11 protein-coding genes are annotated in these 14,289 nt (G+C 71.4%); 7 read left to right on the top strand and 4 right to left on the bottom strand.

The window, feature by feature from the left end; translation table 11 throughout:
- The first annotated feature begins 175 nt into the window (after positions 1–175).
- Positions 176–583, top strand: a complete 408-nt coding sequence (locus tag ACH4DX_RS19410) for a helix-turn-helix domain-containing protein (protein WP_398122406.1) — start codon at positions 176–178, stop codon at positions 581–583.
- A 43-nt stretch (positions 584–626) separates the two neighbouring features.
- Here ACH4DX_RS19410 and ACH4DX_RS19405 read toward each other — a convergent pair whose 3' ends face one another.
- Positions 627–1,322 carry a tryptophan 2,3-dioxygenase family protein gene (locus tag ACH4DX_RS19405; protein ID WP_398122407.1) on the bottom strand — a complete coding sequence of 232 codons (696 nt, stop codon included), beginning with the start codon at positions 1,320–1,322 and terminating at the stop codon, positions 627–629.
- Positions 1,323–1,509: 187 nt separating this feature from the next.
- Between ACH4DX_RS19405 and ACH4DX_RS19400 the strand changes: the two genes are divergently transcribed.
- Positions 1,510–2,697 carry a cytochrome P450 gene (locus ACH4DX_RS19400; protein ID WP_398122408.1) on the top strand — a complete coding sequence of 396 codons (1,188 nt, stop codon included), beginning with the start codon at positions 1,510–1,512 and terminating at the stop codon, positions 2,695–2,697.
- Here the strand turns inward: ACH4DX_RS19400 and ACH4DX_RS19395 are convergent.
- Both ACH4DX_RS19395 and ACH4DX_RS19390 read right to left on the bottom strand, forming a co-directional pair.
- On the bottom strand, positions 2,667–4,478 hold the full coding sequence (locus tag ACH4DX_RS19395) for a non-ribosomal peptide synthetase (protein ID WP_398156220.1): 1,812 nt from the start codon (positions 4,476–4,478) through the stop codon (positions 2,667–2,669). The genes ACH4DX_RS19400 and ACH4DX_RS19395 overlap by 31 nt on opposite strands.
- 98 nt (positions 4,479–4,576) lie before the next feature.
- The gene (locus tag ACH4DX_RS19390; protein ID WP_398156002.1) at positions 4,577–5,335 is read right to left on the bottom strand and encodes a TioE family transcriptional regulator; all 759 of its coding nucleotides are present in this window, start codon (positions 5,333–5,335) and stop codon (positions 4,577–4,579) included.
- 173 nt (positions 5,336–5,508) lie between these two features.
- On the opposite strand from ACH4DX_RS19390, the gene ACH4DX_RS19385 reads away from it, so the two are divergent.
- Positions 5,509–7,899, top strand: coding sequence for an ATP-binding cassette domain-containing protein (locus ACH4DX_RS19385; RefSeq protein WP_398156001.1), 2,391 nt, complete (start codon positions 5,509–5,511; stop codon positions 7,897–7,899).
- Between the two features lie 240 nt (positions 7,900–8,139).
- Positions 8,140–9,102 carry an FAD-dependent oxidoreductase gene (locus ACH4DX_RS19380; protein WP_398122411.1) on the top strand — a complete coding sequence of 321 codons (963 nt, stop codon included), beginning with the start codon at positions 8,140–8,142 and terminating at the stop codon, positions 9,100–9,102.
- 55 nt (positions 9,103–9,157) lie between these two features.
- Here the strand turns inward: ACH4DX_RS19380 and ACH4DX_RS19375 are convergent, their stop codons facing one another.
- Positions 9,158–10,123 (bottom strand): hypothetical protein, encoded by a 966-nt coding sequence (locus ACH4DX_RS19375; RefSeq protein WP_398122412.1) that lies wholly within the window; start codon positions 10,121–10,123, stop codon positions 9,158–9,160.
- Between the two features lie 342 nt (positions 10,124–10,465).
- Between ACH4DX_RS19375 and ACH4DX_RS19370 the strand changes: the two genes are divergently transcribed.
- The 3 genes from ACH4DX_RS19370 to ACH4DX_RS19360 are packed head-to-tail and all read left to right on the top strand — an operon-like array spanning position 10,466 to position 14,271.
- Positions 10,466–10,780 (top strand): hypothetical protein, encoded by a 315-nt coding sequence (locus ACH4DX_RS19370; RefSeq protein ID WP_398156000.1) that lies wholly within the window; start codon positions 10,466–10,468, stop codon positions 10,778–10,780.
- Positions 10,781–10,789: 9 nt separating this feature from the next.
- Positions 10,790–12,586 (top strand): asparagine synthase-related protein, encoded by a 1,797-nt coding sequence (locus ACH4DX_RS19365; protein ID WP_398155999.1) that lies wholly within the window; start codon positions 10,790–10,792, stop codon positions 12,584–12,586.
- On the top strand, positions 12,583–14,271 hold the full coding sequence (locus ACH4DX_RS19360) for a glycosyltransferase family 4 protein (RefSeq protein ID WP_398155998.1): 1,689 nt from the start codon (positions 12,583–12,585) through the stop codon (positions 14,269–14,271). Before ACH4DX_RS19365 ends, ACH4DX_RS19360 begins: the two co-directional genes overlap by 4 nt.
- Positions 14,272–14,289: the final 18 nt, after the last annotated feature.

Below are 14,289 nucleotides of genomic sequence, written 5' to 3'. Positions count from 1 at the left end.
CCTGGGCCGTTCCCCGCGGAACGCCGTCTGCATACGAAGACACTGACCGGACATGCGTGGTGACGGGGAGGCGTGTGCTGTGGGAGGCATCAACAAAGATGTCATGTTTGTCCGTTGGCCGGCACAGATCGACTTGAGGAACCGATGTAAGAGGGACGGTGTACCCCGCCTCCTCGTGGTCGAGGGGGGTGCCCGTCCGCCGATCTGCAACGATCCCTTCGAGGACTGGGTCCGCGCGCCCATTTCGCGCGACGACCTGGACGCCCGTGTCCGGGCGCTCCAGAACCGGCTCGACAGCCGTCAGGTCCCGACCCTCGACTCGGCCGGAACGCTGTGTTTCGGCCCGCATTCGATCACTATCTCGAACGTCCAGACCGAATTGATGGAGTTGCTCATCGAGCACTTCGGGGAGGTGGTGTACCGGCACGAACTCACCCAACGACTGGCGGAACGCGTGCAGAGGCCGACGCGGAACTCGCTCGACCTCCACATCATGCGGCTCCGCCGGCGTCTGTCCCGTATCGACCTCGTCATCCGTACGGCCTGGGGCCGTGGCTATGTGCTGGAGACCGACGTCGGCTAGCCGCCGCCCGACGCCAGGGTCTGTTCGCCAGGTCGGGCAGACCCTAGGGGTGGTGCACCTTCCCGCGCAGCCGACGCAGTTCGGGGAAGGGCCTGGTGACTCGGCGGGCGAGGAAGTCCACACCGCTCGACCTGCCGGTACCGCCCTGTTCCCCGACCATCTTGGACACCAGCGCCAGGTGCGCCACTTTCCAGTGCCAGTACCCGTTCCCCATGTCCACGAGCGCCTCCGCGAGGCGGTGCAGGACACCCGCCTCCACCCCGCGCCGGCACACCCCGTCCACCGACTGCCCGTGGTACGCGGTCGCCGCCGCGAACGCCTCGTACAGACTGCCCGCGTGGTGCTCGTTGCCCAGGAGCACGGTCAGCCGCCGGAACTGCGCCGACTGCGCGCCGCTCGCCGTGTCGAGGCGGGGCCGGAAGTCGGCGAAATAGCGCAGCGGGAGTTTCTCGAGGACGAGTACCTGCTCCTTCAACACCTTCAGCAACTCGCAGGACCGCAGCAGGAATTCAAGGCCCAGCTCCAGGTCGTGCGGGTCGCAGGGCGGTACGAGCGCCTCCGCGGCGGCGTCCAGGTCCGCGCCGAGCTGCTTCAGCCACAGTTCGCAGGACTGATGGGTGATGATGAAGAACTGCTCGGCCAGCACCACCGCACGGCCTGCGGTGGCTGGGGTGCGCGGCTCTTGCAGCGAAAGCAGAGTCTCCATCCGGAGATAGTCCGCATACGTCAGAGTGCTCAAGACGCCGCCTCCTCGTCAGGGGTGTCCGGTCGGCAACCGCCGGTTATTCCGGTGCGTCCAGCGACCGTATTCAGGAGCATGCCACGGAAATGAACGGGCTGATCAGCAATCTTTCCTCTCTCATTCAAGAGGAAAGACCTGGGTAAGAAATCCGCGTCCCGGCCGCCGCCGTTGTCACGATTTCCGCATGACCATGCGGACCGAACTGGACCTGACCGACGCCACCGCCTTCGTACGGCACGACGCGCACGAGTTCTGGCGCGAAGTGCGGATGTCCAGGCCCGTGTACTGGCACGCCGGGGACCCCGGTTTCTGGGTCGTCGCCCGCCACGCCGACGTGCTGTCCTGCTACGCCGACGCGGCCTCCTTGAGCTCCGCCCGCGGGACCGTCCTCGACGTGCTCCTGAGCGGCGGTGACTCGGCCGGCGGCAAGATGCTCGCGGTCACCGACCGGCCCCGCCACCGCGAGCTGCGCAACCTGATGCTGCGGGCCTTCTCCCCACGGGTGCTCGGCGCGGTCGAGAGCGGGGTGCGGGCGCGGACGTCGCGGCTCATCGAGAGCGTCACCCGGCAGGGCGACTTCGACTTCGCGACGGAGGTCGCCGAGCACATCCCGATGAACACCATCTGCGATCTGCTCTCCATCCCGGAGGAGGACCGCGGGAAGCTGCTGCGCTGGAACAAGCTGGCGCTCTCCGCGCACGACGCGGACGCCGACCCGCTCGACTCCCTGGAGGCCCGCAACGAGATCGTCGGCTACTTCATGGACCTCGCGGGGCAGCGCCGCGGCGACCCCGGCGACGACGTCGTCAGCATGATCGCGACAGCACGGGTCGGCGAAGGACCGCTGACCCTGGAGGAGGTGGCGCTCAACTGCTACAGCCTCGTGCTCGGCGGCGACGAGTCCTCCCGGGTGTCCGCGATCTGCGCGGTGCGGGCCCTCGCCGAACACCCCGCGCAGTGGCGGGCGCTGCGCGACGGCTCGGCAGGCGTCGACGGGGCCGTCGAAGAGGTGCTGCGCTGGGCCACGCCCGCCATGCACTTCGCGCGCACCGCGGTCCGGGACCTGGAGATCGGCGGCCGGCGCGTGCGCGCGGGCGACATCGTGACCCTGTGGAACACCTCCGCCAACAACGACGAGGAGGTGTTCGACCGGCCGCGCCGGTTCGACGTGACCCGCTCGCCCAACAAGCACCTGTCGTTCGGCCACGGCCCACACTTCTGCGTCGGCGCCTTCCTCGGCCGTGCCGAACTGCGCGCCCTGCTGGGCGCGCTGATCGGGACGGTCACCGAGATCGAGCTGTGCGGTCCGCCCACGCCGATCTACTCCAACTTCCTGAACGGCTACAGCAGCCTGCCGGTCGCCTTCCGCTGACGGTCCTCGACAGCCGCGGCGAGATCGGCGATCGTCGCCGCCTCCAGAACGGCCCTGATCGGCAGCGCGACCTCGAACCGCTCCCGGATCCGCGTCGCCAGCCTGGTCGCCTGCACGGAGTGCCCGCCGAGCCCGAAGAAGTTGTCGCCGAGCCGCGCTTCCTCGATGCCGAGGACGTCCCGCACGATCGCGCAGACCTCCGCCGCACAGCCGTCCGCCCCGTCGCCCGCCGGTTCCTCGGCGTCCGCCCGCCGCAGGGCCGTGTCCGCTCGCGCGCCCAGCGCCGCGTCCGCCCGCGGGCCCACCGACACGTCCGGCACCGGCAGCGCCTCCCGGGCGATCTTCCCGTTGGCCAGCGTGGGGAACCGGTCGAGCACCGCGACCTGGGCCGGCACCATGTGCGCGGGCAGCGCCGCGGCGACGTGGGCGCGCAGTTCGCCGGGCTCGACCGGCGCGGCCGCGGTGACGTAGCCGACGACGTGCGCGTCCGCGAGCTCGCCGCGGACCACCGCGACGGCGACGTCCACGGCGGGGTGGGAGGCCAGCCTGGTCTCGATCTCGCCGAGTTCCACGCGGAAGCCGCGCAGCTTCACCTGCCCGTCCGCCCGGCCCGCGAAGAACAGCTCGCCGTTCCGCTCCCTGCGGCCGAGGTCTCCCGTGCGGTACATCCGGCTGCCGGGCGGCCCGAACGGGTCGGCCACGAACTTCGCCGCCGTCGAGGCGAACCGGTCGAGGTAGCCGCGGGCGAGGCCACTGCCCGCGATGTACAGCTCGCCCTCCGTCCCGTCCGGCACCGGACGCAGTCGCTCGTCGAGGACGTGCACCTCGTTGCCGATCCACGGCGTGCCGATCCCGACGTCATCACCGGCGCGCACAGGACCGCCGACGGTCGCCCCGACGGTCACCTCGGTCGGGCCGTAGCCGTTGTACATCCGCCGTCCCGGCGCCCACTTGCGCACCAGCGTCGGTGTGCAGCTGTCGCCCGTGGACATGACGGTCCCGCCGGCGAGGACGTCCTCGGCCTCTGTCTCGCTGAGCGCGACCGGGGGCAGCACGGCGTGCGTGATGTCGTACTTCAGCAGGGTGTCCCGCAGCGGGCGGCCCGGCAGCAGGTCCTCGGCGGGTGCCATCACCAGGGTCGCGCCGGAGAGGAGCGCCAGGGTCACGTCCCAGAAGGCGGCGTCGAAGCTGATGGACGCCCACTGGAGCACACGGTCGCCAGGTCCTGCCCGCAGTACGTTCGCCTGGGTGGCCGCCATGTCGCGCACGCCGCCGTGCGGCACGGCGACCCCCTTGGGCGTTCCGGTCGACCCCGAGGTGTAGATCACGTACATCAGGTGCGCGGGGCGCAGGACGGCGAGGCGCTCGCGCGGGGTGATGTCGTGCCCGGGCAGCGCCGCACACGCGGCACGGAACTCCGGGTCGTCGACGACGAGTTCCGGTACGCGCGAACCGAGGGGCGCCACCGCGGACGGCCGCAGGAGCAGCACCGGCCGGGCGTCGGACTGCATGAACGCCAGGCGTTCCGCCGGATAGCCCGGGTCGAGGGGGAGGTAGGCGCCACCGGCCTTGAGTACCGCCAGGAGTGCCACGACCAGGTCGTTCGACTTCGGCATCGCGACCGCGACCAGGGTGTCGGGGCCGACGCCGCGGGCGATCAGGGCCCGGGCGAGCCGGTTGACCCGGGCGTTCACCTCGGCGTACCCGAGCGTGCCCGCCTCGTCGACGAGGGCGGGTTCCGTGCCTCGCTCGGCGACGGTCGACTCGAACAGTTCCACCACCGTGTTCAACCGCCATCAGCTCCTTCGGGAGAGTCCCTGATCGACGGCGAATCTAGCCCCGTTCGTCCGGGTTGCCCGGCGAATCCGTCCCGTTCCTGTCAGTCCGCCTCACCCGGCGGCCCCGGGCGCGGCGGGGCCGGGGCCGCGACGTCCACCAGGGCCAGGTACCCGGAGAGCCTCGCGGCCGCGTCCAGCATCGCGACGCCGCGGGCGGTGAGCCGGCGCCGCCAGTCGTCGAGGGCCGCGGACAGCGCCTGCGTGCCGCCCGCCGTACGGATCTGCACGACCACCGTGCGGATGTGCTCCAGTGGGTAGCCGCCGCGCCTGAGCAGATGGGTGAGTTCGGCGTCGCGGACGTCCTGGGCGCCGTACGAGCGGTGTCCGGTGACCGGCTCCCTGGCCGGGGCGAGGATGCCCGCCGCCTCCCAGTTGCGCAGGGTCGCCGCGGTGACGCCGAGGCGCCGGGCGAGCTCGCCGATGCTGAGCGGCGCACCGCCGAGCGGCGCGTGCTCGGCGGCCCCGGTGCCGGAGGTCAGATCCGCCACGGCCTGCCCCACCGCGTCCAGCGTCCCCCGGTCGCGCAGCAGTTGGGCGTGGCCGCGGTCGACGGCCGTCAGCGCGGCGTCGAGTTCACCGTCGTTGAGCGCCCGCATGATCTGACCCCCGACGGCGTAGCCGTGCGCCCGGACGAGGGCCAGATAGGCCCGCAGCGCCGTCGCGTGGGTCTCGGTGTAGGTCCGGTAGCCCGAGGGGGTGCGCCCGGCCGCCGGGAGGAAACCGTCCCGCTCGTAGTTGCGGACGGCCTGCGTCGAAATGCCGTGCTCGCGGGCCAGATCGAAGGGGCGCAGGTACTTCATGGTTGGAGACTTTAACCGAGCGAAACCCAGCTCTCGCGGGAAAAGTCTCAACCGAGTTTGCAGGTATACGCTTGAGTCATATGAACCGGGAAGTTCAAGAACGGGAAGTCCAGGAATCCGTCACCCCGTCGTACGGACAAGACATGTCACACGCGCTGCACGGGAGGGGCCCCATGACGGTCGTCAACGGCACGGTCGCCAACGGCACGGACACCCCGGGGCCCGCGCCGCGCGCCGCGAACCATGGCCTGATCCGGGTGCGGGGGGCGCGCGAGAACAACCTCAAGGACGTCAGCGTCGACATCCCGAAGCACCAGCTCACGGTCTTCACCGGAGTGTCGGGATCGGGTAAGAGTTCCCTGGTGTTCGACACGATCGCCGCTGAGTCGCAGCGGCTGATCAATGAGACGTACAGCGCCTTCATCCAGGGCTTCATGCCCACCCTCGCCCGCCCCGAGGTCGAGGTGCTCGAAGGCCTGACCACCGCGATCCTGGTCGACCAGCAGCCGATGGGCGCCCACGCCCGCTCCACCGTCGGCACCGCGACCGACGCCGGGGCGCTCCTCCGCATCCTCTTCAGCAGGCTCGCCAAGCCCTACATCGGTACGCAGAAGGCGTTCGCGTTCAACGTCGCGTCGGCCGACGCGTCGGGCGTCCTGGTCGTCAACGGCAAGAGGATCGAGAAGGGGTTCAGCGTCGTCGGTGGCATGTGCCTGCGCTGCGAGGGCATGGGCACGATCTCCGACATCGACCCCGACCAGCTCTTCGACGACTCCAAGTCCCTCGCGGGCGGGGCGATCACCGTGCCCGGCTGGAAGCCCGACGGCTGGGTCGTGCAGTCCTTCACCGAGTCGGGCTTCCTCGACCCCGCCAAGCCGATCCGCGACTACACCGACCAGGAGAGGCACGACTTCCTGCACCGGGACCCCGTCAGGGTCAAGGTCAAGGGCATCAACACCACCTACGAGGGCCTGCTCGCACGGGTGCGGAAGTCCTTCCTGACCAAGGACAAGGAAACGCTCCAGCCGCACATCCGCGCCTTCGTGGAGCGGGCGGTGACGTTCGCTGCCTGCCCCGAGTGCCACGGCACCCGGCTGAGCGAGACCACCCGGTCCGCGAAGATCGACGGCGTCAGCATCGCCGACGCCTGCGCCATGCAGATCAGCGACCTCGCCGTCTGGGTGCGCGGCCTGACCGACCCGTCGGTGCGCTCGCTCATCTCCGTCCTCCTCGGGACCCTCGACTCCTTCGTCGAGATGGGCCTCGGCTACCTCTCGCTCGACCGGTCGTCGAACACGCTCTCGGGGGGTGAGGCGCAGCGCACCAAGATGGTCCGCCACCTCGGCTCCGCGCTCACGGACGTCACGTACGTCTTCGACGAGCCCACGGTGGGCCTGCACCCGCACGACATCCGGCGCATGAACGACCTGCTGCTGCGCCTGCGCGACAAGGGCAACACGGTGCTCGTCGTGGAGCACAAGCCGGAGACCATCCTGATCGCCGACCACGTCGTCGACCTCGGACCGCGCGCGGGCACGGAAGGCGGCGAGGTCGTCTTCGAGGGCACCGTCGAAGACCTGCGCGCGTGCGGCACCCTCACCGGGCGGCACCTGGACGACCGGGCCCGGGTGAAGCCGTCGGTGCGGAAGCGCTCCGGTGCCCTCCAGGTGCGCGGCGCGAACTCCCACAACCTGCGCGACGTCGACGTCGACATCCCCCTCGGCGTCCTCACCGTCGTCACCGGCGTCGCGGGCTCCGGCAAGAGTTCCCTGATCCAGGGCTCCGTGGCAGGCCGGGACGGCGTGGTCACGGTGGACCAGTCACCCATCAAGGGCTCCCGGCGCAGCAACCCGGCCACCTACACCGGCATGCTCGACGCCATCCGCAAGACGTTCGCCAAGGCCAACGGCGTCAAGCCCGCCCTCTTCAGCCCCAACTCCGAGGGCGCCTGCCCCGCCTGCAAGGGCGCCGGAGTCATCTACACCGACCTGGCGATCATGGCCGGGGTTGCCACCACCTGCGAGGACTGCGCGGGGAAGCGGTTCCAGGCGGAGGTGCTCGAGTACCGCGTCGGCGGCCGGAACATCAGCGAGGTGTTCGCGATGCCCGTCGCCGAGGCCGCCGAGTTCTTCCGCGCCGGGCCCGCGCGCACGCCGAGCGCGTGCGCCGTCCTCGACCGGCTCGCCGAAGTCGGCCTCGGCTACCTCAGCCTGGGCCAGCCGCTCACCACCCTCTCCGGCGGCGAGCGGCAACGGCTCAAGCTCGCCGGGCACATGGCGGGATCGGGCAGCGTCTACATCCTCGACGAGCCGACCAGCGGTCTGCACCTGGCCGACGTCGAGCAACTGCTCGCCCTCCTCGACCGGCTCGTGGACGCGGGCAAGTCGGTCGTCGTCGTGGAGCACCACCAGGCGGTGATGGCCCACGCCGACTGGATCATCGACCTCGGCCCGGGCGCCGGTCACGACGGCGGCAAGGTCGTGTTCGAGGGCACCCCCGCCGACCTCGTCGCGGCCCGCTCCACGCTGACGGGTGAGCATCTCGCCCAGTACGTCGGAGCCTGACGTGGCCCGGTGGCCACGCACCTGAACGCGCCCCGCTCCCGTCCTTCCCCCGGCGACGGGGGCGGGGCGTCCGCCGGGAAGGCGTGGTCCGGCACCTCCGTGCGCGGGCCGCGGCGACCCCGCGACTTCTGGCGCACCTCTTTCACCCGCACCCCTCCGTCACCGCGGCCGTGACCACAATTCCCGCGGGCGGGGCGTGTCCGTCCCGCCCGCAGGACCTGACGGAAGGGACCACGCCCGATGCCCTCACCCACCGACCAGACCACCGTCATCGTGGGAGCCGGACCCGCCGGGCTCGCCGCCGCCCTAGGCCTTGCGAGGTACCGCCACCCGGTGACCGTCGTGGACAGCCCCCGGGCGCCGCGGAACGGCGCGTCGACGGGAGTGCACGGCCATGTCGGCATGGACGGTGTCACGCCCGCCGAGTTCCGGGCGCGCGCCTGGCGCGAACTCTCCCGGTACGCCACCGTGGAACGGCTGGAGGCCGATGTGGAGCAGGTGCTCACCACCGGGGACGGCGGCTTCCGGGTCGTTCTCGGCGGTGCGGCGGCCGTCGGCGGCGCGACGGCGGAGTCCGTCGAGGCGCGGACCGTTCTGCTCGCGACCGGTGTCGTCGACGAGCACCCGGCAGGCGTGGACGGGTTCTCGGAGTGCTGGGGCCGCTCAGTGATCCACTGCCCGTTCTGCCTCGGTGAGGAGAACGCCGGGGGGCGCTGGGCGACGGTCGCCGACAACGCGCAACTCGCGGGCCTCTCCGCTGTGGCCTTCCGCGCCTGGAGCAAGGACACGGTCGCGATCTGCGAGGAGTCCATGCCCGGCCTGGACACCGCCCGCGCGACCGCGCGAAGCATGGGGGGCGACGTCGTCACCGGTACGATCCGTCGCCTGCACCACGTACAAGGAGCCCTGAAGGCCGTCGAGTTCGACGACGGCCGCACGCTGGAGCGGGAGACGCTGGTGTGGACACCGCGCCAGCGGCAGCAGCCGGTCGTGCGGCGGGCGACCGACGAGCTGGGGCTGACGGTCGACGACGCGGGCTTCGTCGGCGTCGACGACTCCCGCTGCACCTCCGTGCCGGGCCTGTACGCGGCGGGGGACCTGGCGGACCGCTGGAAGCAGTCGATCACTGCGGCGACCGCGGCGGGCGCCGCGGCCGCCGACGCCATGCACATGGCGGCCCTGCTGGGTGCCGTCCGGCACTGAACCCGAACCGGCGACGGCCTCGTACGCGGCGGCCTCGGCCCGGGTGCGGGCGCACCTACGAGGAGGCGCCCCCGGCCTGCCCGGGGGCCTGTCCCGGGGCTGCGGTGCCCCCCGGCGCGAAGATCACCGCGCGGGAGAGCGATCCCTGCGGCGGGTTGTGGTTCGGGTCGTACGGGCCCTGCGCCAGGTCGACTTGGGCGCCGGAGTAAAAACCCACGGTGTGGTCGTACTGGACGGTGACGGTACTGGGAAGTCCCGCTTTCCCGAGGACGGAGCCGGGGCCGAGGCCTCGGTAGCCATGTCCGCCGTACCAGTCGTTGTTGATGGTCATCAGCCAGCCGCTGAGACTGGCCTGGTAGGTGACCCGGAATCGCGCGCTGCCCAGGCTGGACCAGAGGTAGGCGGTCTCGATCGAGTGGGCCGGAACGTCGTCGTAGGCCTGCGCGCTTGCGCCCACCATGATGTCCTGGGTGTCCGTGGTGGCGTCCCCCCACTCCTTGGTGAAGGTGAAGCTCCCCTCCCTGGAGACGTCCCCGATGCCCTCGATGCCGATGCCGAAGCTGATCGTGGTGCCCACACCGATCGATGTGCTCGACGATATGGTGTGGCTGACGCTCTCGGTTTTCGTGACCGACATGTCCGCGGAATAGGTGGCGGTGTGGTCGAGTTCGTTGTCCCACTCGACGTGATAGGCGATCACGGGATTGGTGTCGACCCCGAGCCATTCGGCCTTCACCGGACGCAGGGTCACCGTGACGGGCGTCCAGCCGAAAACATCGTACGCGTTGTCGTACCGATGGTCACCCGGATTGGGGTGCGGCTTGGTCGGGTTGTGCAGGAACCACTCGTCCGGAGCCTCTCCGATGATGTTTCCGCAAGCCCGCCTGATCCTGTCGTAGTCGTCGAATCCGAAGGCCTTGCTTTCCGTGTCGTTGATCGTGTGGATCTGCTCCCCGGTGGCCGTTATCCAGCACTTGCTCGGTTCCTGGCTGGCTGTTATCTGCACAGTGAAAGTGGCCATACCTCTCCCGATCTGTGAGTGGTGGATCGAGGTGGAACGGGTCGTGCCGCCCTGCGTCGCTGCGGCGTCGACGACGGGCGGCACGACCGTCGGCCCCTGAAGTCTCCGCCCGTGCTGAGATGCGCCGCAATACGTGTCCTGGCCATTGTCGACCGGGCGGAGCGGGGGAGTGATCGCCACCTCGGCGTACGCGCGCCCCCGCGTCCGACCCGACGGCACTCGTGCCGCGGTCCGTCGAGCCGCCTGCTGGTCCGTGCCGCGTTGACTGAATTTAGCGCTGTTGTCCGCCAGTCCGGCATTGGAGACTCTCGGGAAAGCCAACTGCGGAGCTGGAGAGGGATCATGGGCGGCGAGGAAAAAGGAAAGAAACCCCCGGCCGAACCCGAGGTTCCGGCGGAAAAATCGTCGGTACCGACGGAAGAGTCTTCCACCCCGGCAGAAGGCCGTTCGACCCCCGCGGGAGACCCTTCGGCCTCTGCGGAGAAATCCACGGATGCCACCGATGATCTGGTGGGAGCCGCCGAGGACCTGTTCGAGCCGGAAGAGTCGGGAGAATCCGGCTCGCCGACCGGAGAACAATCAGGCGACGACGCGACCGGGCGTACATTCGGCAAACTGGTGGGCAGCAGGGACAGGCAGCGAAGGGAGAACGGGTAAAACCGGTCGATGCTCCGCTTTCATGTGCGCCGCGATGACCTGAAGCGGTTGTGGCAACCGACCCCTGACGGCTGGTCGGCCGGCCGCAGCCGGCTGAACCCCCTGCGCCATCCCGCCCTGGAGGAAGTGGCGAGCCGGGGACCCGGCAGGTTCCTCCTGACGGTTCGGGAGCGCTGCGCCGGTACGCCGCCGGACCTTCCCTCCCGCGGGGTCGGCGTCGCCGTTTCCGTACCGGAGTGGGACAGGGCCCTGGCAGCGGCCCTGGCATGGCCGCTGCAATCGATGACGGTCGTCGTCCGGGCCGGGGACGACGGCGGTTCGCCGGGCGCGCTCGACGTGCACTGTGGCCTGTGGGGCACCGGTTCCCTCTACGCCGCCGCCGAGGGCGAGGAACTGCACGCCGACTGGGATCCGAGCCGGCTGTACCACCTGCTCGCCCGGGACTGCCTCGACCCCCTGCGCGCCGCGGCATTCCTCGCCTGGTCCGAAACCCCGTACTCGCGCCGCACGCTCCTGCGTGACCTGTGGCTGCTCACCGCGGGCTCGCGCGGCACCTGGCCGACCGGCGGGAACCCCGCGCAGCCCCTGTCCGTCACCTATCCGCCGCCGGTGAACCTGCCCCGCACCGGCCGGACGGCGCCGGGCGCCGACGTGCCCCACGCCTTCTGGAGGGCGCTCGGGGCGTCCATGCGGCGCTGGGTCGGGTCCGGTGGCGCCGCCGACGGGGCCCCGACGGCCTACGAGCTGAGCGGCGGCCTGGACTCCTCCCTGGTCGCCGCGTGTGCGGCGACCCTGACCGGCCGGCCGCCGCGCACCTACGGGCTCACCATGCCGGGAGAGCAGCGGGCCGGGCAGCGCGTCCGGCGTGCGGAGTTGATCGACCGGTTCGGCGCGGTGGACACCACCCGTGCTCTCGCCGCCGACCCGCTGCTCTCGCCGGGCGGCGCCAGAGCACACGCGCGGGGCGTCGTCCCCTGGGAGGAGTGCTACCACGAGTCGGTCGGCGCCCTGTTCAGGACCGCCGCCGCCGACGGCGTCCGGTCCCTGTTCACCGGATTCGGCGGCGACGAGCTGTGCGCGCCGCATCCCCACGACAAGCTCACCGGGCCGGGGGACGGGCCCACGGGCAACGGGCCCACGGGCAACGGGCCCACGGGCAACGGGCCCACGGGCAACGGGCCCACGGGCAACGGGCCCACGGGCAACGGGCCCACGGGCATTGGACCCGCGGGCAACGGACCCATGAGCACGTCCCCGGGGCCGGACCCCGTCCCGGGGCACCTCTCCCGCACCGCGAAGGAGCTGCTCCACGACACGACGGCCGACCAGGAGTCCGCCTTCGACCTGGCCCCGCGGGGACACGTCGCGGACTCCGCCATCGAGTCGGTGACCTCCGGCTCCGCCCTCTACCTGCGGCACGGCATCTGGCCGATCCACCCGCTGTGCACGCCAGAACTCGCCCGGCTGTGCCGTCGCCTGCCGGGGGAGTGGCGGTCCGGGCGCACCGTGCAGCGCGAGTTGCTCACCGCCATCGGCCTGCCCGCCATCGGTCGCCCCGGCGGAACGGACGACTTCTCCCCGGCCATGGTCACTGCCCTGCGCGGCCCCGCCCGTCCCCTGCTGACCGACCTGTTCACCGCTCCGCTGCTCGCCGACACCCGTCTCATCGACCAGCGCGTCCTGCTCTCCCGCTACCTGGCGTGGGCGGACGGCGGGCCGGGACACGAGATGGAGTTCTACTCCGCGGCGATACTCGAGCTGACCCTGCGGTCCGTCGAAGCGAGCCGACGGGAGCACGCGCTGTGACCTCCCCCGCCCGCGTGGCCACCTATCTGCACGACGACCCGCTGCCCGCTCCCGGAGCCCCCGCCGGGCGCTCCGTCTACGGTGCGCGCGTCGCCGTCGACGCGTTCTGGCCCGCCCTGCTCCGCCACGGCGCTCCGGGCCGCTACTACGTCTTCCACGACCGCGCCACCGCCGCGCGCTCGCGTCTGCGTGCCGCCCACGACCGGCCGGGGAACGAGCGCGACCGGCCCGGGACCGAGCTCACCGTCGCCGAGTTCCCCGCACTGGTACGGGACTTCGCCGGGCACCCCTTCAGGATCTGGCACGACGCCGACGGCGACCTGGCCACCGCGGTGAAACTCCGCGCCCGGTATGCGGCACGCCGCTATCCGATCACCGCCACGCCACACGTACTGAGCTACCCGGAACTGGCGCACGAGTGGGCCCTGAGGCTGCTCCTGGCCGACACCGCCCCCTGCGACGCGGTGATCTGCACCAGCGAGAGCGCCCGACGGTCCGCGCACAACCTCCTGGAGGCGGTGGCGGCGAACCTCCGCACCCACCACGGCGCGGACCTGGGCTTCCGCGGCCGTCTCGATGTCATCCCCCTGGGAGTGGACACCGAAGCGCTGCGCCCGGGCGGCAGGGAGGCGGCCCGCGCCGCCCTCGGCGTGCCACCCGACGCGTTCGTGCTGCTGTGGCTCGGCCGGTTCGCGTTCGACGACAAGGCCGACCTGCTGCCGCTCGTCACCACGTTCCGGCAACTCGTCGCCGACCACCCCGAGCGCGAACTCCTCCTGCTCCTCGCCGGGGGCGGGCCGCCCCGGTGGGGGAGAACGCTGCGCGACTGGGCCGCCAGGCTCGGCGTGGCCGACCGCGTACGGATCGTCGAGCCCGTGCGCCCCGCGGACCGGCGGACGTTCTACGCCGCCGCGGACCTCTTCGTGTCACCGGTCGACAACGTACAGGAGACCTTCGGCATCACCGTGGTCGAAGCCATGGCGTGCGGCCTCCCCCACGTCGTGTCGGACTGGGACGGCTACCGCGACACCGTGGTGCACGGCAGGACCGGCCTCCTCGTGCCCACCTACTGGAGTCCGACCGGCGACGAGGCCTACGCCCGGCAGGGTCTCTACGACAGCGGTGACCTCCCCGAACACCTCCTCCTCGCACAGTCCACCGTGGTCGACCCGCAGGCGCTGCGCGCCGCGCTGCACACGCTGATCAGTGACGACGACCTGCGGGCCCGGATGGGCGAGGCATCGCGCCGCCGCGCTCTGACCCACTACTCCTGGCCCCGCGTGATCGGCGCGCACGAACGGCTGTGGGCCGAACTGGAAGCCGTCGCCGACCGGCTCCCGTGGGCCGGACCGAGGCGGACGGACCACACGATGATCGACCACAAGGCGGTGTTCGCCCACTGTCCGACCCGGACGCTGGACGGCACCACCGAGGTGACCGTCACCTCCTACGGCGCCGCGGCGGCCTCGGGCGCGTTCCCCGTCCCCGCGTATGTCACCGCCATCGGCGTGCTGCGCCTCGAACTCCTCAGGACGGCCCTGTCCGTGGCGGTGCGACAGGGCCCGCTGGCCCTCGACGAGCTCACCGACGTCGTCGGCGAACGCACCGGTGAGCCCGCGGCCCGGATCACCGACCACCTCTTATGGCTGCTCAAACAAGCCATGCTGCGACCGCGGGACGGCTGAGCGAAGGTCTCCGCGCCG

This window comes from Streptomyces sp. NPDC017940, from assembly GCF_044328435.1.
In the GTDB taxonomy this organism is placed as follows: Bacteria; Actinomycetota; Actinomycetes; order Streptomycetales; family Streptomycetaceae; genus Streptomyces.
Note: the sequence above shows the minus strand (reverse complement) of the source record. Positions and strands in the feature narration are given on the sequence as shown.